Genomic DNA, 21,460 nt, shown 5'->3' with positions numbered 1-21,460 from the left:
CATGCTTAAAATATTCATAAAAAGACCGGTTTTATCTACAGTAATATCGGTAATCATAGTAATACTTGGGGTATTAGCTTATTTAGGGCTGCCTGTTACCCAATACCCTGAAATCGCCCCGCCTACTGTTAAGGTATCGGCTACTTATACCGGTGCCGGCGCAGATGTAATTCAAAGAAACGTTATTGTACCGCTGGAAGAGCAGATAAATGGTGTGGAAGGAATGACCTACATGACATCTACAGCCACTAATGATGGTGATGCTACAATAACCGTCTACTTTAAGCTGGGCACAAACTCTGATATAAACGCTGTAAATGTGCAGAACAGGGTTCAAAGGGCCACTAATCTACTGCCTGCTGAAGTAACCAAAGCAGGTGTAACTGTAGATAAGCAGCAAAGTAGTAACCTGCTTATTTTTGCGCTTAAAAGTGATAATCCGTCATATGACCAGACATTTTTAAGCAACTATGCCAACATAAATCTTATACCGGAAATTAAACGGATAAATGGTGTAGGCAGCGTGGTGTCATTTGGTACAAAAGACTATTCAATGCGCGTTTGGCTGAAGCCGGATGTAATGGCGACTTACGGCATCACTCCTGCAGATGTGAACAACGCGCTTGCAGAACAAAATTTTGATGCTGCACCTGGTAAATTTGGAGAAAACAGCGACCAGGTTTTTCAATACACAATTAAATATACTGGCCGGTTGTTAGATACCACACAGTTTGGTAACATTATTATGCGTTCCAAAACTGACGGCCAGTTATTACGCTTAAAGGATATTGCAAGGCTGGAAATGGGTTCCCTCACTTATTCATCCACCATGAATACAGACGATCAGCCAGCAACCGTTATTTCTATAAGCCAAACAGCCGGTTCCAATGCCCAGGCCATCATTAAGGATGCCATTGCTACACTTGATAAAGCTTCCGCATCTTTTCCCGAAGGTGTAAGTTATGTGTCCTTATTGAACGCGAATGACTTTTTAAGTGCATCCATAGAAAAAGTAGTGCACACCTTAATAGAAGCCTATATTTTGGTTTTCATTGTCGTTTTTCTCTTTCTTCAGGATTTTCGTTCAACCCTGATACCCGGTATATCGGTATTGGTGTCCATCATTGGTACTTTTGCCTGTCTCAGCCTGTTTGGCTTTACCATTAACCTGCTTACTCTTTTTGCATTGGTGCTGGCCATTGGTATTGTGGTGGATGATGCCATCGTCGTCGTAGAGGCGGTACATGCCAAGCTGGATGAAGGTTATAAATCAGCGTACAATGCATCTGTTGATGCCATGTCTGAATTGGGGGGAACGATTGTAGCTATCACGTTGGTAATGGCAGCTGTGTTTGTTCCGGTTTCGTTTATCAGTGGTAGCTCGGGGGTGTTTTTTAAACAGTTCGGTTTAACGTTGGCTTCCGCAATTGTTATTTCGGCGATCAATGCCTTAACGCTAAGTCCTGCATTGTGTGCCTTGTTTCTGAAACCACATGAAGAACATGATGGGCCCAGGAAAAACCTGTTACAAAGGTTTTATGCGGCTTTTAATACTGGTTTTGATGCATTGAAAGGTAAATACCAAAAGTCAATAGGTTTTTTAAGCCGCAAAAAATGGATCATTCCATCTACAGTGGTTTTATTTACCGTACTACTGGTTTTCTTTATGAAAACATCGCCGGCCGGTTTTGTGCCAAATGAAGATCAGGGTACTATTTTCGCTGATATCAGCTTACCTCCGGGCACCTCTCTTGAAAAAACGATGCAGGTTGCCAATATGGTAGACAATATGGCGAAGCAAATACCTGTAGTTGCTAACCGGGCAAAAATAACGGGGCAAAGTATTATTAATGGTACGGGTAGCAATTTTGGATTGCTTGTATTTAAGCTAAAGCCATGGGATGAAAGAAAGGGCATAAAAGTAGATGATGTAATTGGTCAGCTATTTGGAATGACTGCCGGAATAAAAGATGCAAAAATCATCTTCTTTGCACCACCAACTGTACCGGGCTTTGGTAATTCAAGTGGTTTTACCATTGAATTGCAGGATAAAACAGGTGGTAGCATAGAAAACTTCAGTAAAGTAGCCGGTGGCTTCCTGGGAGCAATAAACCAACGTCCCGAAATTTTATACGGTGCTACAGGGTTTAATCCTAACTACCCTCAATATTTAATGAATATAAACGTCGCCAAAACAAAAGAAGCCGGTATTTTAACCAGTGACTTAATGTCAACTATGCAGGGGTATTACGGTGGTATATATGCTTCTAACTTTAACCAGTTTGGTAAACAATACAGGGTTATGATACAGGCCGATGCTAAATACCGGAGCAATTCGCAGAGCCTCAATAACGTGTATGTGAGAAATTCAGCCGGTAACATGGCGCCGGTATCCGAATTTGTGACACTTACGGCTGTTAACGGACCGCAAAGTTTATCGAGGTTCAACTTGTATAATAATATATCTGTCATTGGCAGTCCTAAACCCGGGTTTAGCAGTGGAGATGCACTTACTGCCGTAAGAGAAACCGCGGCTAAAACCCTGCCTGCCGGTTACAGCTTTGACTACTCTGGCTTATCGCGGGAGGAGGTAAATTCGGGAGGACAGACAGTCTTCATCTATATACTTTGTATCGTGTTTGTATTCTTCTTGCTGAGTGCTCTTTATGAAAGTTACATTATACCGTTTGCTGTTTTATTCTCCCTGCCGGTAGGCTTGTTTGGCACTTACCTTTTCGCCAGGATAATGGGTATAGATAACAACATATACATGCAGATATCTGTAGTGATGCTGATTGGCTTACTCGCTAAAAATGCCATTCTGATAGTTGAATATGCAGTTGCAAGGCGAGAGAAAGGTATGACAATTGTAGCTGCGGCGATTGAGGCTGCTACAGCACGTTTACGCCCTATATTAATGACGTCGCTTGCATTTATAGTGGGCTTAATGCCACTTATGTTGTCATCTGGTGTCGGCGCTGCCGGTAACCGCTCTATTGGCACCGGTGCTGTAGGTGGGATGCTGGTGGGAACAATATTCGGTGTATTTATTATCCCTGTTCTCTACATCATTTTTCAAACATTACAGGAAAAATTCAGTGGAAAAAAGAAGCTCGATGATACAACCGTTCATCTGGTAACTCCTGCACATTAATTAAATTAAACAATATGAACTTAAAATATTTTACCCGTACAGCTGCTGTAATTGCAGTGGCTGTACTGATATTGCCCGGATGTAAACTAAGACAGACTTACATACGCCCTGCTGTTGAAACAGATAGTCTGTACCGCGCCGGATATACCACAGATACAACTACCATTGCAAATTTATCCTGGAGACAAATGTTTAAGGATGACAAATTGCAGGCTTTGATACAGGAAGGCATTGCCAATAATTACGATTTAAAAATAGCCGTTGCCCGCATCAAACAAGCCGAAGCCAATTTGCGCCAGACCAAAGCAGCATTTCTTCCAACGGTAAGTGTTGGGCCGCAATACACCAGGCAAAAAGTTGCTGCTACACAAGGCGGAAACCTGGGTTTTACACCAGAAAACGTTTACGCTGTAATAGGCAATGCCAGTTGGGAAATAGATTTGTGGGGTAAATTAAGTAGTGCAAAAAAAGGTTCACTGGCATTACTTCTACAGAGTTACGCTTACCAACGGTCTGTTCAGACCAAACTGATTTCCGACATTGCTACCAATTATTATGACCTGCTGGCTTACGATAAACAACTGGCTATAACAACACAAACAGTAGATAACCGTAAAGAAGATGTAGAAACTAATAAAGCATTAAAGATAGCTAACCGTGTAAATGAAGCATCAGTTGCACAAAGTGAAGCCAACCGTTACGCAGCCGAAGTCACCATACCCGATCTGCAAAACAGTATCCGCCAGACTGAAAATGCACTGTGTGTTTTGATAGGAAGGCATCCCGGTGCCGTTGAAAGAAACATGCTTGATGCGCAACAGGTGGACACCACATTACAAACAGGTGTGCCGGCACAATTGCTAAGTAACCGACCCGATGTACAACAGGCGGAGTATAATGTCAGGTACTACTTTGAGCAGATCAATGTAGCCCGTGCTTACTTTTATCCTGCTCTTAGTATTACCGCACAGGGTGGCTGGCAGTCAGCAACTGTTGGCGATCTGTTTAAAAGTGCTACCATTTTTGGCAATATTGTAGGAGGTTTAACACAGCCTATATTTAACAAAGGGCTGAACAAACAGCGGATGCAGCTTGCTAAAGCACAATATGAAGAATACGTTGCAACGTTTCAGCAAACGGTGCTTGATGCCGGTCGCGAGGTTTCTGACGCTTTATACACCTACAAGGCAGTTGAAGATAAAGCCTTAACCCGTAAGCTGCAACTTGATGCCTGCTTCAGATCTGTGGATTATAACCGCGAACTGCTTAAAAATGGTTACGTCACCTATACCGATGTATTAACATCTGAGCAGGGTTATTTATCTGCACAGTTAAGCAGCATAGATGACCGGTTACAACAACTGACATCACTGGTAACACTGTACAGAAGCTTGGGAGGGGGATGGAAATAAGTTTTGTATACTTCACAATTGTGCAAGTGTTACTTGCACAATTGACATTGTATCATATCGAATTTCCGTTTGTCCTTAACCGAACACTTATTGTATCAAAACCGAACATATGAAATAATAATATATATTGTACTTTTTGATTAAAAGGGCATAGTAAACTGGCATTCTCTTAGTGGCATAAGAGCTTCCTAAGACTATCACCATGCTTAAAAACTATTTCAAGATCGCCTGGCGTAACGTATTTAAAAATAAAGCCTCTTCCTTTATCAATATCGGAGGATTAGCAGTAGGCATGACCGTAGCCCTGCTTATCGGTCTTTGGATCTATGATGAATTGTCCTTTAATAAATATCATAAAAACTACAATAGCATTGCGAGGGTAATGCAAAACCAGGTTCTTAGCGGGAAAAAATATACTCAGAAGTCCGCTCCTCTCCCATTAGGTAAAGAATTAGAAAATAAGTATGGTAGTGATTTTAAGTATATCGTAATGTCTTCCTGGGGAATTGAACATATACTCACAGCAGGAGAAACGAAACTTTCAAGAACAGGCATCTATATGGATAAGGATGCGGCAGCCATGTTATCGCTGAAAATGCTGAAAGGAAATTATGACGGACTAAAGGAACCCAATTCCATTCTGCTTTCTGCTTCAGCAGCAAAAGCCGCTTTCGGGGATGCAGATCCTATGAATAAACTGGTAAAGATCGATAACCAGCTGAATGTAAAAGTAACGGGAGTATATGAAGACCTGCCCCGGAATACCGAATTCAAAGATTTAAAGTTTATTGCTCCCTGGGATTTATATATTACCTCACAGCCCTGGTTAATAAAAGAAAGAGATGAACCACATTGGGATAATAATTCTTTCCAGATTCTTGTACAACTGGCAGATCATGTTGATATAGATGCTCTCAATAAAAAGATCATTCAGATTAAACAGAATAATGTAGCCCCGGAAGATAAAAAACTTCATACGGAGATATTCCTTCATCCCATGCGGGATTGGCACCTGAGATCTCATTGGGTGGATGGTAAACAAACAGGCGGATTGATTGAGTATGTATGGTTATTTAGCATTGTTGGTATTTTTGTATTAATCCTTGCCTGCATCAATTTCATGAATCTGAGTACAGCCCGTTCAGAAAAACGTGCAAAGGAAGTAGGTATTCGCAAAGCCATTGGATCATTTCGCGGACAACTGGTTAACCAGTTTTATAGTGAATCATTGCTGGTTGTTTTGTTTGCTTTTATATTCTCTTTAATATTGGTACAACTGATATTACCCTGGTTCAATCAGGTTGCAGATAAGAAAATGGTCATCCCCTGGTTAAACCCTTTCTTCTGGCTCATTGGAATAACCGTTACATTCCTCACAGGGATCATAGCCGGAAGTTATCCTGCACTCTATTTATCTTCATTCCAGCCTGTTAAGGTGCTAAAAGGAACTTTCAGGATTGGGCGTTTTGCTTCCATGCCCCGTAAGGTTTTAGTAGTACTTCAGTTTACCATTTCTCTTACATTAATTATCGGGACAATCATTGTTTACAACCAGATCCAGTTTTCTAAAAACAGGCCGGTAGGATATAACAGAGATGGATTGATGATGATTACAATGAAATCAGAAGATTTTTATGGAAAATTAGATATCCTCAGAACTGAATTGAAAAATCAGGGAGCTATTGAAGAGATGGCAGAATCATCCAGTCCTTTAACCTGGGTATGGGCCAGTAACAACGGTTTTGAATGGCAAGGAAAAGATCCGGAGCTGAATGCTGATTTTGCCACCATTTGGGTTACCCATGAATTTGGAAAAACGATAGGCTGGAAATTTAAAGAAGGAAGGGATTTTTCAAGAGAATTTTCTACTGATTCTTCTGCAATAATATTGAATGAGGCTGCTGTGAAGTTTATGGGAATTAAAAATCCTGTAGGAACAATCGTAAGATGGGGTAATAATAAATATAAGATAGTTGGTGTGATTAAAGACATGCTGATGGATTCTCCATATGATAATGCAAGGCAAACTATTTACTTTATGGATTCCCATGATGCGAATTTTATGATTCTCAAACTTAATCCAAATAAAAGCGCCAGTGAATCAATTGCCAAAGTGGAGGCGGCCTTTAAGCAATTTATCCCTTCTGCGCCATTTGATTACAAATTTGCTGACAGGGAATTTGCTGCAAAATTTGCGACAGAAGAACGTGTAGGTAAGCTGTCCACTTTCTTTACCATTCTTGCTGTATTTATTAGTTGCATGGGACTTTTCGGACTCGCTTCATTTGTAGCAGAGCAACGTACAAAAGAAATCGGTATCCGTAAAGTGCTGGGGGCTTCTGTCGCTAATCTTTGGGGGATGTTATCAAAAGATTTTGTGGTCCTGGTATGTATCTCCTGTCTGATTGCAATACCTGTTGCCTGGTATCTTATGAGCGAATGGCTGCAGAAATATACTTATCACACAGCCATAAACTGGTGGGTCTTTGTAATTGCAGGCTGTGGTGGATTAATACTTACTTTACTTACTGTAAGCTTCCAGGCTATTAAAGCCGCAATTGCCAATCCTGTTAAAAGTCTGAAAACAGACTAGGCTACTGACATAGGGTTGTCACCCGGGTAGATTTATTTTGTGTTATCCTAAACAAAATGGAACACATATGAATCTTTCTTCAATACGCATTATTACTGGTGATATTAAACGCCTGGTCGGGTTTTATGAGAACGTCACCGGAATGCCATTTACATGGTATACTGATGATTTTGCCGAACTGCGAACACCTCTTGGAGCCCTGGCTATAGGAAGTACACGTACCTTAGCCCTTTTTGGAGGGGATGATGTGGCCTCTCCCGCCAGCAACAGATCAGTTATCATTGAATTTCAGGTTGATGACGTTGATGACAAATACCAGCAGTTGACCAATATACTTAGTGAGCAGGTCGTGCAAAAACCAACCACTATGCCCTGGGGCAATCGTTCGCTGTTATTCAGGGATACTGATGGTAATCTGGTTAATTTCTTTACTCCGTTGACACAAGAAGCAAAGAAAAGATTTGAAACAACAATATAGAAATTGCAATAAAACACGAAAGCGGGCTTTCGTGTTTTATTTGACAGATATAAGCATGCGTTTCAGTAATTCTTTAAATTACATGCTGATAACAATAGCTATTACATGAAATGGATCACCCGTGAGCGGCCAAAAATTGATCGGTTAGCCTGCCCCTGGCTTATTAAAAGATTTATTGATCCTGAAGCAGAGATTATTTACGTTCCTTTTGCAGAGGTAATACAAAAGGCGGCTGAGTTAAACGCCACGCCATTTGATATAACAGGTGTTGAGTATACTCACTATGATGACCAATGTACTTTCGATTATTTTATTAAAAAACATAAAATTGAAGATCCGGCTATTCATATAATGGCACCAATAATACGGGGCGCTGATACTGACCGCCATGATCTGGCTGTACAGGCATCGGGATTATGGGCTATTTCCGCAGGACTCGCACATAATGAACCAGACGATCAGTTACTACTGGAAAAAGCGATGCTGTTGTATGATGGCCTTTATAGCTGGGCTAAATATCTTCAACACATAAAACATACTCAGCAGCCATTTGAGAACCAGTTACTCGATATCTTTAAAGCGTTCCTGCAAATGGGACAAGATGCCAAAAAAGTGCCCGAATGGGCCAAAGAACTGAAAGAGATCATACAAGACCAGATAGATACAAATCTAAACTTAAGCCTGAAAGGCATTTCAGAAACACTACAGGTACATCCTGCTTACCTCTCCCGTGAGTTCTCCAAATACTTTGATGATCTCTCATTTGGGGATTATATCCGGAAGTTACGGATTGATAAGGCTGTTCAGCTTTTAGATACTACTACACATTCCCTGACGGAGATTGCTTACCTGACCGGGTTCTCCGATCAGAGCCACTTTACGAGAATTTTTAAGAAGTATACCGGTAAAAGCCCTTCTGCTTATAAAAAAACTTTACCCAAAAAGTAAAATTTAGACTAAAGGTTAGTTTTCATTCTATTTATTGAAGACCACTAAGTGGAAATTGCGGCTAAATTCAGCTGCATAATGAAGGACTATAGCTTAAAAGATCTCATCATCTACTTCCTGAAACTGGGTACCTGGGGATTTGGCGGACCGGTTGCACTGGTGGGTTATATGCACCGGGACCTGGTAGAAACAAGGAAATGGATCAGTGAAGAAGATTATAAGGAAGGACTTGCTCTTGCCCAGCTTGCTCCAGGTCCGCTGGCTGCCCAATTGGGGATTTATATGGGCTATGTACATTATAAACTCATAGGTGCCACTCTGGTGGGATTGGCTTTTGTATTACCGTCTTTCCTGATGGTAGTTGGACTTGGTTTCGTTTATACTCACTGGCAGGGTATTCCCTGGATGCAGACTATATTTTACGGAGTAGGCGCTGCCGTCATTGGCATCATCGCTATGAGCGCCAATAAGCTCACCCGGAAAAGTATAGGCAATAACAGATTGCTATGGGCTATATACCTGGTGGCTGCTGCTTATACAATATGGCAGGAAGATGAAAATATATTTCTCTTTTTAGGTGCCGGCGTCTTATACTGGTTGATAAAATCTCCTCCTCAAAATATCAGCAAACCTGCTATTACCAAAACTATTGGGTTACCTCTTTTGTTGAATATATCATTAGACACTTCCGGGAAAACCCTCTGGCAGATCCTGTTGTATTTCACCAAGGCTGGTGCATTTGTGTTTGGCAGTGGACTGGCCATTGTACCTTTTTTATACGGTGGTGTAGTGAAAGAATATGGCTGGCTGAATGAACAACAGTTTATGGATGCTGTGGCTGTCGCCATGATTACTCCCGGTCCTGTAGTAATAACAGTAGGCTTTATCGGTTACCTGGTAGCTGGATTTCCTGGTGCCTGTGTAGCAGCATTTGCGACTTTCTTTCCCTGTTATCTTTTTACAGTTTTACCTGCTCCTTACTTCAGAAAGTATGGGAAACATTCGGGAATTAAAGCCTTTGTAGATGGCGTTACTGCAGCGGCAGTAGGTGCCATTGCAGGTGCTGTTATTGTTTTAGGCAAACGTTCACTGACGGACGCTTATGCTATTGGTATAGCCCTGATTACCGTAGCCGTTTTATGGCGGTATAAAAAAGTACCTGAACCTGTAATAATACTGGTAGCTGCGGGTATTGGCTTTTTAATAAAAAATATTTACCACCAATAAATACAGATATGAACAGAAAACAATTCCTTAAAGGAGGCTTGCTGATTAGCGGAGCCAGTTTACTTCGGCCTGATGCTATTCTTGCTAATGATATGGAGAAGACTGCACCAGACAAATTGATCGATACCAACGGGCAATTTATCCTGAACACGTTACCCTATAACGAAACATTCCTTGAACCCTATATGGACGCAGAAACCCTGCATCTCCACCACGAATTTCATCATGGAGGAGCAGTAAAGGGGGCCAATAAAGATATTCAAATGATCAATAAAGCGATTGCCGACAATAATTTAGAAACCGTCGATTTCTGGACAAAAAAGCTGTCATATCATTTCAGTAGTCATTTGTTACATACCATTTTCTGGACAAACCTTACCAATAAGAAAACCGAACCTAAAGGAGTATTGCTTCAGAAGATAGAAAAGAACTTTGGCAGCTATGAAAAGCTGAAAGGTTATATCGCTGCCAGTTCTAAAAACATTGACGGTAACGGATGGGGAGTACTGGCTTATCAGCCATATGCTGATTCTCTGACTGTGATGCAATGTGAGAACCATGAGAAATTACAGCAATGGGGTGCGATACCTATTCTGGTGATTGATGTATGGGAACATGCTTACTACCTGAAATACAAAAATAAGAGACAGGATTTTGTAGATACCCTGTTTAATATCATTAACTGGGACAATGTGGCGGATCGCCTGAACATTGCCATGAAATAAATATATGAAGATCTCTATTTGCCTGTTTACATGTCTTTTTTATGCATTTTCTTTATTTGCTCAAAGCAGTAAACCTGATACCGTAGTTGTCAAAAAGAAAGAACGATTTAAGGTTGGCTTAGAAGGAATTGCTGCAGTTTCATTTGGAAATGATGTGGTAGCAATTAATGTTGGTGGTCCGGGCCTGAAACTAAAACTTAGCCCTAAATGGGGCATTGGTGTAGGAGCGTTCCCATCTCTGTATATTTCACATGGTAAAGTGGAGCCTAAATTAGGATTGGCTCCACGCGTCGATTACGGAAATTTCATTCTTATTGTTCCGGGCTATTATGTCTCTAAAACTGAAAAATGGGTATGGACAGTGGATGCTGGTTATAAATTTCATTAAGATAATTATGTCATAGCAGACCATTGACAATCCTGCCAATCCGTAAACATATGAAAGATCAATCCAATTGCAATTATCCTTGTTTTACGAAACAGAAGCATTACAAAATAAGCAGCAATTGCATAATAAGAGTGGAGTGGATGATAGCCAATGCTGCATCTCCCCGGATCAAAAATTGGGGTAGCTAATAAATGGTCAACATCTACCAGCATAGTAGCAATCATTATAAGCCATGCCTGTTTCCATTGATTTTTAAAAAACAGGAATGCTATCAGGCCTGGTGCTAAAAAATGCAGGCTGTAGTGGACCACCGCCTGCATGATAGGAAAGAAATCAGGATTCATAATGCTATAGTATAATCTCAATCAGAGAATATTGAACCAGGACAAATGCCCTGGTTCAATAAAGATATAGGGATAATTAATTCTTTTTTATTTTTGAATCTCCTTTTTATAGGCAGTTAGTGATGTTTCAAACTCAGTAACGGTATAATCAAGTATAGAACCTATAAACTTGCCTTCCTTCAGGGCATCCTTAGCGCCCTGCAACGCCTTTTCTTCCTCAATGATTGCTGTTTTCAGATCTCCTGCTTTCCCATAAGCTTTCGCTATGAAATGATGCACAAGAGGGGTAACAACCCCTTCCTCATTTAGCACATCTTTACCAAGTTCGGCAGCATATAAATAAACTTTAGGGGATAGGCTGTCAGCTCCCAAAATAACACCGGCTATACTACCTCCCACACCTTTGTTTTCTTTAACCCAGTTTACAGCAAAATCCAGGGCCTCACTTTCTTTTTTCTGACCAATCAATATTTGAAACCTCAATACTTTCAATTGCAGACTCACATACGGGTCCGTAGCGTCAGCAGTATCGATCATAGCGGTTGCCTTATCATATTCTTTGGCTTGAAAAGCTTTTTGAATGGGCTCTAATGCTTTGAATTTAGCCATTAAAGCCTCATTTTTAACTGTCATGCCTTCGAATTTTTGTTTGTAGGCTTCCATGTCATATTTCCCATCAAGCACAGCTTCCATAATCGAGTCTAAAGCCATCGGATGACCAATCCAGATGATCTTACCATCCTTCAACAGAAAAGTTGCAGGAATTCCATTTTGTCCTGCCGCAATCATCCACTTCTTAGCCATATGTTGCTCATTGTTATCGGCTGCCACGTTATAGGCCATTTTATCTCCGACACTATTCACGAATTTAATAACAGATGGCAGTGATGATTCGTAAGGTTTGTCCCCGGTTTTTTCCCAGATGTTAATACCGGTAAATGTCGCCTTGTCTTTATATTTTTTAGCCAATTCAGATAAATGTGGCATAGCAGCCTTACATGGACCGCACCAGGTAGCCCAGAATTCAAATACATACAGGTAGTCTTTTTTGTATGCTTTTACCGGCGTTCCCTTTATCCATTTAGCATATTTTAATTCAGGAGCGGCATCTCCTATTTTGAGTGTGACTTTATCCTGAGCGAAGGTCATAGCAGCCAGAATCATGCAACCTGCCAACAGAATTGTACTTCTAAAATATTTTTGAATTTTCATTTTTATGAATGTTATAAGGTGAGGATTATTGTCCATAGCCAGTATTTTGAATACCAAATAATGGATTGACATCCAGTTCTGATCTTGGCACAGGAAAATAGAACTGTATATTTGAGAGTATGGTTGGTTTAAGTTGTTTAACTGTAGCGAATGGCAGTCGCATCAATGTAAGCCATTCTATCCCATCTTCTGCTGTAAGATTACGTTCTACCTCGTAGTAATTCTGAAGTAGCAATTCATCAACAGTATTGGCATTATCCACAGCAGAGAAGTCGGTTACACCGGCCTTTCCCATTACTGTTTTGATTAATGATTTTGCCGCATTAAGATCACCATCATTAGTACGGATTATAGCTTCTGCCATCATCAGGTAAACCTCAGACAAACGAAGGGCATAAGAGGTTTCGGTCAGCTGCGAGGTGTTGGCCCCTAAACCAATATATTTCAGGAAATAATAAGTATCAGGTGAGTAAGCCTGATAAGGAGTTGCAGGCCCAATCATCCAGCTGCCTCTGGGATCATTTTGCAGCAGGTCCTTAAACTGTTGGGTTGCCACAAATAATGATGACTGGCCAGGATAATATGCCCGGCTTTGAATATAATAGAAGATTTCCTGACTGGGTTGAGGTTTCACACCAAGGATAACTTCTTTACTGTTTAGTCCATTTACATAAAAGAGATCTTTCAGGTTATTTTCCAATTCAAAGGGGCCGCTTTGAATCAGGGCATTTCCTAAACTGTCAACCTCTGCATAATCAGATTGCTGACCACGGCACATTAATACACGCATTTTTAGCGCCATAGCAGCCCATTTAGTAGCATAGTAGTTTGGATTGCCGACAGGTGCATTAGCAACGGAAAAATCAAGATCTCCCAGAATAAAAGCAAAAGATTCAGCCACTGTACTACGAGCCTTGGGCACCTGGCTTAACGTAATAAATTTATCCCTGATAAGAACCCCATTCCTGCTGCTCTGATTAAACCATTCTGCAAAATAAGTGAGCAGTCTGAAGTGTCCATATGCTCTTAAAAAACGGCTTTCTGCTATGATCTCAGTTTTCCTGTTATTTGCAAATGAGGCATCAGGTACTGAGTTGATACCATCGATCACACCATTTGCAGCATTGATTAGCTGATACGATTCATTCCAGATAGAACCAGCAGAGGAAGAGTTTACATTGTCATTTTTTTCATCGCTGTTGGCTCCAAATCCATATCCGATCATCCCTGCATGCATTGCTGGTAATGCCTGATGAGTTGCCCAGTTGGTAACATTGTCACTGGTTACATTTGCAAACCGGTAATACACACCGTTGAGTGCAACTTGTGCCGATTTCTGATCCGTTATAGCGGTGCCGTCCACCCTTGCATTTGCAGGCGGTTCGCTAAGCTGTTTGTCGCATGACATTAATATCAGGCAAAATGCGCCGGGCATTAAATATTTTGAAAATTGATTCATTTGTCTAATTTTTAATATTACAGTGAACGCTAAAATCCAATTCTGACACCGCAGATGAACTGACGCATTGAAGGGTAATTAGCAGCATCTGTATATCCACTTATTAAACTATAAGGATCATTACTGACCTCCGGATCCGGACCGGGATAACCTGTGATCGTGAAAATATTGGTACCCGAAACATACACCATTGCGGAACCCAGCGCAAGTCGCTTCATTAATTTTTCAGAAAGCTGATAAGTAAGACTAATTGATTTTAGTTTGATATAGGAGGCATCATGCACTGCAAGATCAGAACTTCCGGTTCCATATGTATTGCTCTCCGATAGCACCAGGCTGGGCCTGTCTGCATCCGGAGTTTGCTCAGTATAATGTGGCTGCAGTATCCGGGTATTGCGGTTACCTCTGTCACTAAGGCCGAGTGAGCTTACATCAGGTAAATACAGGAGATCTCCACCAACCGAATAGCTAAACAGCGTAATCAAACTAAATTGTTTATATCTGAAGTTATTGGTGATACCACCATAAAATTTAGGTTCTGCATTGCCAATTACGTCCCGTTTAAAGGCTCCTTTGTAAATGCCGCTTTCAATTAGTTTATATCTTGGATAACCGACAGCGAGGTTTTGCAAAATACCATACTGTGCATATAAACTCGCTTGCCTGTATGCATCCAGCTCTTGTTTATTCTTTATTACTCCATCATATTGGAAACCGTAAATCAATCCAACCGGACTGCCCTCACGTAGAACCGTATTTCCGATATTCAGCTGGGAGTTGATATAGGGATCATCAGCCCCTTGTCCAATACTATTCGGATTCTGCAGATCCTTGTTTATTTTGGTAACCCTGGATCTGTTGCGGGAAACGTTAAGAGCTAAGTTCCAGTCAAAATCTTTTTTACGGAATATATCTGCTCTCAGATCAATCTCCCACCCCTGGTTTCTAATGTCTGCAACATTAACCAATGCAGAAGTGAAACCCGAACTGGTAGCAACAGTATAAGCCATCAGCAGATCGGAAGTATTTTTATTATAGTAACCAACCGATCCTTTAAATCTGGATTTAAAAAGAGCAAAGTCAATGCCTGCATCTTTTTGCAAAGTTGTTTCCCATTTGATCTTATCATTTCCCAACTGAGTAGGAATAAGAGCATTCGTTGATGCATATGCCGCCGGAGTAAAAAGCGTGTAAAACAGGTTGTTACCCAGGTTCTGCGTACCTGTGTAACCCGCACTGGCACGAAACTTTAGTTCATTGAGCCATTTTACCGGTTTAAGGAATGATTCCTCGCTCGCTCTCCAGGCCAATCCCGCAGAAGGGAAATAACTTTTACGGTTGCTTTTAGGGAATTTTGAAGATTCATCTGATCTGGCGGTAAGGGTAAAAAGGTATCTTTCTTTCAATGCGTAGTTTGCCCGCAGGTAAAAACTGAGTAATGCACTTTGTGTTTCACTGGATTGCGGAGGAAGAGCCAGCGCTGCAGAAGACAATCCATTCAGAAATTTATCGTCCGGGAATCCCTGTCCTGAAGCAGAAAAGGTTTCCGATTTCGTTTTCTGCCACGACGTTCCTGCCAATAAATTCAAGCGGTTCTGGTCATTAAACTGCTTGTCCCAGGTGAGTGTATTTTCGTAAAAGACATCTGTCTGTTGGGTCTGTGCTTCACTACCTATACCGCCGTTGGAACTTTCTGCTCCGAGTCCTGAAGCGTCTGTAACGGCGACTGTAGAGGGAACATAATTCAACTGATGGTAAGTTGAATAATTTACCGAGGCAGTACTTCTGAATTTAAGAGATTTGAAGATATCATATTCCAGAGAAAGTGAGCCTAATACAAGGGCATTCCTTGAGCCGTTCTTCCCCTGTAAAAGTGCCAGAGGATTTTGTATACCTGAATTTATTCCAATGTCAAAAGTTGCAGCATCAAAAGTTGCAGGTGTTCCATCCAAATTGTATGGGTTTAAAGTTGGTGGGGCATAAAGGGCAGAGCCATAAATTCCGTTGGTCAGGTTATTTCTTGTAAAAGAGTAATCCATGTTCGTGATCAAACGTAGTCTGGACGTAATTTCATTATCCAGATTAATCTTTCCCGAGATCCTCTTAAAATCAGTACCAAGCAGTGTGCCCTTTTGGCTATTATAGGCAATGGAAGTATAATATCGTGAACCGGTTCCACCACCACGCACACTAATGTCAGCATTTTGGGTGATCCCTGTGCGTGTTACCTCATTCAGCCAATTCGTATTCGCTGTTCCCAGGAAATTGGGATCATTAATGATGGAGGTGGCAACTCCATCAGCCGGTCGGCCCTGGGAAGCTCTAAGTGCATTAAGGTTTTTAGCCCCTTCCAGCATTACACCTTTATACTGATCTGCATTCAGTAGCTTTTCTGTAATTGCCGAACTAAATCCGGTATAATAATTAGCTTCCAGTACAGGTTTCTGATTGAGTTTCCCCTTTCGGGTCGTAATAATTACGACTCCATTGGCCGCTCTGGATCCGTATATTGCTGTTGCCGAAGCATCTTTCAATATATCAATGCTCTCAATATCATTGATGTTTAAACCAGCTAAGGTGTTTAGTCCACGTGAGTAAGAGGAACCTACTGCACTGCTGGCATAGTTTCTATCATTTCCCAGCCCCTCAACTGGATTACGCACATCTGCACTGCTCTGAACATATTTATTCTGGATAGTTACCTGAACACCATCTATAATGTAAAGTGGATCATTCCCTCCAATCAGCGAGCTACCTCCGCGAATACGGATTTTGGCCATCCCACCGGGAGAGCCATCTGCCTGTATCACCTGAACACCTGCAGCCTTTCCCGACAGCGCCTGATCGATACTGACAAATGGAGTATTTCTTACTTCATTTACGTTTACGGAAGCAACAGAACCGGTAAGATCCTTTCTTTTTGTATAGCCATATCCAACTGCAACAACCTCACTCAGGCTACTTACTGCGGGTTTTAACGTCACCACAAGATCATTCCCTTTTGCCTCAGATGCTTTTAACTGTTGAAGATCATAGCCTACAAATGCAAAGAGTATGATATCATCCTCTGCCACGTTAGACAACGAAAATCTTCCATTCTTGTCGGTTATTGTTCCTCTATCTGTACTTTTCAGCCTGATGGTTACTCCCGGCATTGGACTGCCCGTTTCATTGACCACACGCCCTCCGATATCATTTGCCGGAAATTGAATGTTGTCAGGAATTGAGGAAGCTTTTGCTTTAATGATTACTGTTTTACCGTTAATCGAATACACCAATGGCTGGTCTTTAAAAATAGCATCCAGCGCATCCTCCAGTTGTACCTGTTTTACATTGATGTTTACAGGCTTTGACTTTTTCACAAGCACATCTGTGTATACAAAATCAAATCCGCTTTGAATACGTAATTCTTTCAGCACTGTCTCCAGACTGGCATTTGACCTGGATAAGGTGATTTTTTGCGCGAAGCCGGCAGCGCTTACCTGCATCAGAGCCGCCAGTAACAGGACTGTGCTTAATCGCATAATCAGCAAGATTTTATGGCATACCCTATCCGGTACACCTTGTTCACCAGTGTAATTTTTGTACATTCGTTTTGATTGGTTTGTCAGTTGCCTTTGCTTCGAAACTGTCGGCAATTGAGATTTACGTTGATTTAACTCTCGGGCCAATCACAGTCCCGGAAGTGTTGTTGCACTTTCGGGTTCTTTTTTGTGATTCCCGGTTGATTTTGGTTGTGTTTACGCTATTTCATGTTACATACATTTGGTTGATTGATCTGTTCATTATTGCGAGACATAAATTTTTCTGCCATCCATCTTAAAATGAATCCGGCCGGTTGATTCCAGGATATCCAGCACCTGAGAAACATTCTCAAATCTTGATACTGAGCCATGAAACACGTCTTCCGGCATTTCTCCCCGGTAAACTACCTGTACATTGTACCAGCGTTCAACCATTTTCATTATCGCTTCAATTTTCTCATTCTCAAAAACAAACTTTCCATCTTTCCAGGCTACCGCCAGTTCAGCATCAACACTGTGTACCTGAATGTTATTCCCTGATTTCACAGCTTCAAAGCCAGGCGAAAGCATCTTTTGCAATTCGTGAACTGAAACCTTTACACTCCCTTCTACTAAAGTGGTTTTCACAACATCTTCATCTTTATAGGCCCTAATGTTAAAATGGGTTCCCATTACTTCAACCTGCTGATCAGAACTTTCAATGATAAAGGGATGGGCCTGATCTTTTGCTACTTCGAAGTAACCTTCCCCTTCGAGTTTAACGCTGCGCTTACCATCCTCATAAAGATTTGCAGCATATGTTATGCTGGATGCAGCGTTCAGCCATACTTTCGAACCATCTGGCAAACGTACCTGGTAGCTTTCCCCATTGTTGGTTGACAACGTATTTATCTGGCCTGAGATACCTCTATTTTCCCTGAACTCGTACACCAACAGGCCACCTGCAGATTTGGAGATTACCACTCCAGCCTCTTCAGCCAGCTTACCATTTACGGTATCTGTTAGTATAATCTTTTTACCATTTGCCAAAGTGAGGGTAGCTCCGGACCTGCCTGGGACAACAGGACTATTATCGGAGAGCAGATATGGCTGTGCATTTCGATCACTATAAAAGAACCAGATGCCAACAGAGAGTATAATAATGGCAGCTACAGCAGCTGCAACGCTGATACGTTTCCATAGCGGAAGTTTAATCAGCTTATGGCCTGCTGTTTGTTCAGTCACGGCCATCCACATTTTTTGATTGACATCTGCGAGACCGTCTTCTGTAAACCGGTGATCTTCAACTTTCCATTGTAAATACCAGTTTTCCAGCAACGTGAGCTCTTCAGGAGTGCAAGAGCCGGTTTTGTATTTATTCAGTAAATCCTGCAGATCTATATTTTCCATTATCATTAGTATGGAGCATATTGGCCCCAACAATGATATAGACAGCCCACCTTATGCCTGGGGGGTAAATAAATAAAAATATTTTAGCGTGTTAGTAAGAAAATCAGGAAGGTTACTAATCCTAACCGCACTCTGAGTATTTTAAGCGCGTTTTTTACATGACTCCTAACCGCTTGTTCTGATATACCCAGTTGGTCGGCAATTTCCTTGTGACTGAGGTTGTGAAGTCTGCTTAGTTGGAATACCTGTCGCATTCTTGGAGGGAGTAATTCAATTTCTTTCGCAATGATATCTGCCAGCTGACGTTCTCTGAGTCGGTGGTCAGTGAGGCAATCTGTCATCACTACAGACTGTGGCAGTGTGGAAAGGTATCTGGATTCAACGGCTTTGTGGGCAATAATATTGAGCACCCCATTTCTCACCGATGTATATAAATAATTAGAAAGATTAGTAAAATTTGTTGATTCCCGCCTGTTCCAAAGGTTAACGAATAAATCCTGCACGATATCCATTGATTCCGCATTAGATTTCAATCTAATAAAAGCGTGAACATACAATACATTTGAAAAACGAGCATAAATTTCGGTAAATGCATCTCTGTCACCAGCCTTTAGCAAGTTGGCCAGCTCTGAATCAGTATAATTACCGTATTGCGCCATAGTAATGTCCCTACCCCGCAAATTTACAAAAAATAACAAAATGTTTCATGTAAAATGAGATACAGGTAGTGCCTCAGTTTGATTGCATAATCTTCGTGTAAGATGTTATTGATCATAAATACACCTTATCTGACGTGAATATTAGGTGAAGTTAAATTGAAATACAAATCCTCAACCCATATTCCAAAGCTAAATCAGAGAACTAATATTCTCATTTAGGTTACGAAATTCCTCAATTAGGTTAGATCTGCTTTTTGACAATAGCCCACCTTTGCTACAACAAAAGCAGAAATATGAACATCATAATTACAGGCTCTATAGGAAACATAGGAAAACCATTAACACAAGAGCTGGTTCAAAAAGGACATTCAGTAACCGTCATCAGTAGCAAAGCTGAAAGACAAACAGCCATTGAAGCACTAGGTGCAAAAGCAGCAATTGGCACCATGCAGGACACTGATTTTTTATCGGAAACATTCAAAGGGGCCGATATTGTTTACCTGATGGAGGCCTGGGAAGGTATTGGTAGCATCTTTGATAAAGATGTGGATTTTGTTGCAGGCTTTAACAGGATCGGCAACAATTACAAAAAAGCGGTGGAGCAATCCGGGGTCAAACGCATCGTGCATTTAAGCAGTATAGGTGCCCATACAAACATAGGAAATGGCAGTCTCTTTCTTCATAATGCCGTAGAGAATATCCTGAAACAACTACCCAATGATGTTTCCATAAAATTCATGAGACCAGTTGGTTTTTACACCAATATTTTCAGATATATGCAAACCATAAAAACGGAAGGAGCTATCATCCAGAATTATGGGGGTGATCAAAAAGAACCCTGGGTTTCACCGCTGGATATTGCAGCTACCATAGCTGAAGAAATGGAAAAACCTTTTGATGGCAGAGCAGTACACTACATAGCAAGCGATGAGGTTTCACCAAATGAAGTGGCAAAAATCATAGGCGAAGCAATCGGAAAACCGGATTTGAAATGGCTGGTAATTCCTGGAGAACAAATTCTGAAAGGCATGTTAACAGCCGGAGTGAACGAGTGGATTGCAAATGGTTTTGTTGAAATGCAAGCCTCACAAGGGAGTGGTAGTTTATACGAAGATTATTACCGCAACAAGCCAACCCTGGGCAAAGTGAAAATGGTAGATTTTGCCAAAGAATTTGCGCTGGTTTATAATAAATCAAATTAACCATCCATGAAAAAAGTATTAATTACAGGAGCCAATAAAAGTGTTGGTTTGGAAACAGCCCGCCAACTGCTGCTAAACGGGTACTACGTTTATCTTGGCAGCCGTAATATAGAAAATGGTTTGGCTGCTGTGGAAAGACTTAAAGCCGAAGGATTAAATAATGTCGAAGCTGTACAATTAGATGTTACCGATTCCGAATCAGTGAAAGCGGCTCGTGCCGAAATAGGCAGAAAAACCGAAGTACTGGATGTGCTGATCAATAACGCCGGCATCAATGGAGGTTGGCCGCAAGGAGCATTTGATGCAAGTATCGATCAATTTCAAAAGGTGTTCGACACCAATTTGTATGGTGTGGTAAGAGTTACGCAGGCATTTATTGATTTGTTACAAAAATCTTCACAACCACGTATAGTAAATGTGTCTTCCAGCGGATGTTCGCTTACCCTACACAGTGATCCCACATGGAAATATTATACGCATAAAGCAGCTGTTTATCCGGCATCAAAAGCGGCGCTTAATATGTATACTATAGATTTGGCTTATGAATTGAGAGACACAGCATTTAAAGTTAATGCCGTTTGCCCTGGCTTTGTCGCAACCGATTTTAACAATCACCGCGGAACCGGCACTGTTCAGGAAGGTGGTGCCCGTATTGCTAAATATGCAATGATTGGTGATGATGGTCCCACAGGAAAATTTATCAGTGAGGAACATAATCCGGAAACTGGAGAAACCCCCTGGTAATA

The 21,460-nt window shown here is 41.2% G+C and carries 16 protein-coding genes; 10 read left to right on the top strand and 6 right to left on the bottom strand.

All coding sequences use genetic code 11. The annotated features are described in order from the left end of the window. The first annotated feature begins 1 nt into the window (after position 1). The 8 genes from BMW86_RS19185 (at position 2) to BMW86_RS19150 (ending at position 10,925) form a co-directional block, all read left to right on the top strand. On the top strand, positions 2–3,154 hold the full coding sequence (locus BMW86_RS19185) for an efflux RND transporter permease subunit (RefSeq protein ID WP_089783323.1): 3,153 nt from the start codon (positions 2–4) through the stop codon (positions 3,152–3,154). Between the two features lie 14 nt (positions 3,155–3,168). Continuing rightward, complete coding sequence (locus BMW86_RS19180; protein ID WP_089783322.1) at positions 3,169–4,566, top strand: efflux transporter outer membrane subunit; 1,398 nt, start codon at positions 3,169–3,171, stop codon at positions 4,564–4,566. A gap of 202 nt (positions 4,567–4,768) precedes the next feature. After that, a complete protein-coding gene (locus BMW86_RS19175; protein WP_089783321.1) occupies positions 4,769–7,159 on the top strand; it encodes an ABC transporter permease in 2,391 nt (796 codons plus the stop codon). A 67-nt stretch (positions 7,160–7,226) separates the two neighbouring features. Further along, positions 7,227–7,637, top strand: a complete 411-nt coding sequence (locus tag BMW86_RS19170; protein ID WP_089783320.1) for a VOC family protein — start codon at positions 7,227–7,229, stop codon at positions 7,635–7,637. Between the two features lie 105 nt (positions 7,638–7,742). Continuing rightward, complete coding sequence (locus tag BMW86_RS19165) at positions 7,743–8,585, top strand: chromate resistance protein ChrB domain-containing protein (protein ID WP_089783319.1); 843 nt, start codon at positions 7,743–7,745, stop codon at positions 8,583–8,585. Positions 8,586–8,663: 78 nt separating this feature from the next. Further along, entirely contained in the window at positions 8,664–9,812 is a 1,149-nt protein-coding gene (locus BMW86_RS19160; RefSeq protein ID WP_089783318.1) for a chromate transporter, read from the top strand. A gap of 8 nt (positions 9,813–9,820) precedes the next feature. After that, a complete protein-coding gene (locus tag BMW86_RS19155) occupies positions 9,821–10,537 on the top strand; it encodes a superoxide dismutase (protein ID WP_089783317.1) in 717 nt (238 codons plus the stop codon). Between the two features lie 4 nt (positions 10,538–10,541). Then, on the top strand, positions 10,542–10,925 hold the full coding sequence (locus BMW86_RS19150; RefSeq protein WP_089783316.1) for a hypothetical protein: 384 nt from the start codon (positions 10,542–10,544) through the stop codon (positions 10,923–10,925). Positions 10,926–10,930: 5 nt separating this feature from the next. Here BMW86_RS19150 and BMW86_RS19145 read toward each other — a convergent pair whose 3' ends face one another. The 6 genes from BMW86_RS19145 to BMW86_RS19120 form a co-directional block, all read right to left on the bottom strand. Then, positions 10,931–11,269, bottom strand: coding sequence for a DUF6122 family protein (locus BMW86_RS19145; protein WP_089783315.1), 339 nt, complete (start codon positions 11,267–11,269; stop codon positions 10,931–10,933). Positions 11,270–11,356: 87 nt separating this feature from the next. Next, a complete protein-coding gene (locus BMW86_RS19140; RefSeq protein WP_177189309.1) occupies positions 11,357–12,517 on the bottom strand; it encodes a TlpA family protein disulfide reductase in 1,161 nt (386 codons plus the stop codon). Next, complete coding sequence (locus BMW86_RS19135) at positions 12,507–13,940, bottom strand: RagB/SusD family nutrient uptake outer membrane protein (protein ID WP_089783313.1); 1,434 nt, start codon at positions 13,938–13,940, stop codon at positions 12,507–12,509. The genes BMW86_RS19140 and BMW86_RS19135 overlap by 11 nt, the downstream gene beginning before the upstream one ends. A 29-nt stretch (positions 13,941–13,969) precedes the next feature. Continuing rightward, positions 13,970–17,464: a TonB-dependent receptor gene (locus tag BMW86_RS19130; protein WP_089783734.1), complete on the bottom strand. Its 3,495-nt coding sequence runs from the start codon at positions 17,462–17,464 to the stop codon at positions 13,970–13,972. A gap of 261 nt (positions 17,465–17,725) precedes the next feature. After that, entirely contained in the window at positions 17,726–18,853 is a 1,128-nt protein-coding gene (locus BMW86_RS19125; RefSeq protein WP_177189308.1) for a FecR family protein, read from the bottom strand. Positions 18,854–18,936: 83 nt separating this feature from the next. Beyond that, positions 18,937–19,512 (bottom strand): RNA polymerase sigma-70 factor, encoded by a 576-nt coding sequence (locus BMW86_RS19120; RefSeq protein ID WP_089783311.1) that lies wholly within the window; start codon positions 19,510–19,512, stop codon positions 18,937–18,939. 293 nt (positions 19,513–19,805) lie between these two features. Between BMW86_RS19120 and BMW86_RS19115 the strand changes: the two genes are divergently transcribed. Both BMW86_RS19115 and BMW86_RS19110 read left to right on the top strand, forming a co-directional pair. Then, positions 19,806–20,714, top strand: coding sequence for an SDR family oxidoreductase (locus BMW86_RS19115; protein ID WP_089783310.1), 909 nt, complete (start codon positions 19,806–19,808; stop codon positions 20,712–20,714). Between the two features lie 6 nt (positions 20,715–20,720). Further along, positions 20,721–21,458: an SDR family oxidoreductase gene (locus tag BMW86_RS19110; protein WP_089783309.1), complete on the top strand. Its 738-nt coding sequence runs from the start codon at positions 20,721–20,723 to the stop codon at positions 21,456–21,458. The last annotated feature ends 2 nt before the right edge of the window (positions 21,459–21,460 follow it).

It is taken from the genome of Chitinophaga sp. YR573 (assembly GCF_900110995.1).
Classification (GTDB): Bacteria; Bacteroidota; Bacteroidia; order Chitinophagales; family Chitinophagaceae; genus Chitinophaga.
Note: the sequence above shows the minus strand (reverse complement) of the source record. Positions and strands in the feature narration are given on the sequence as shown.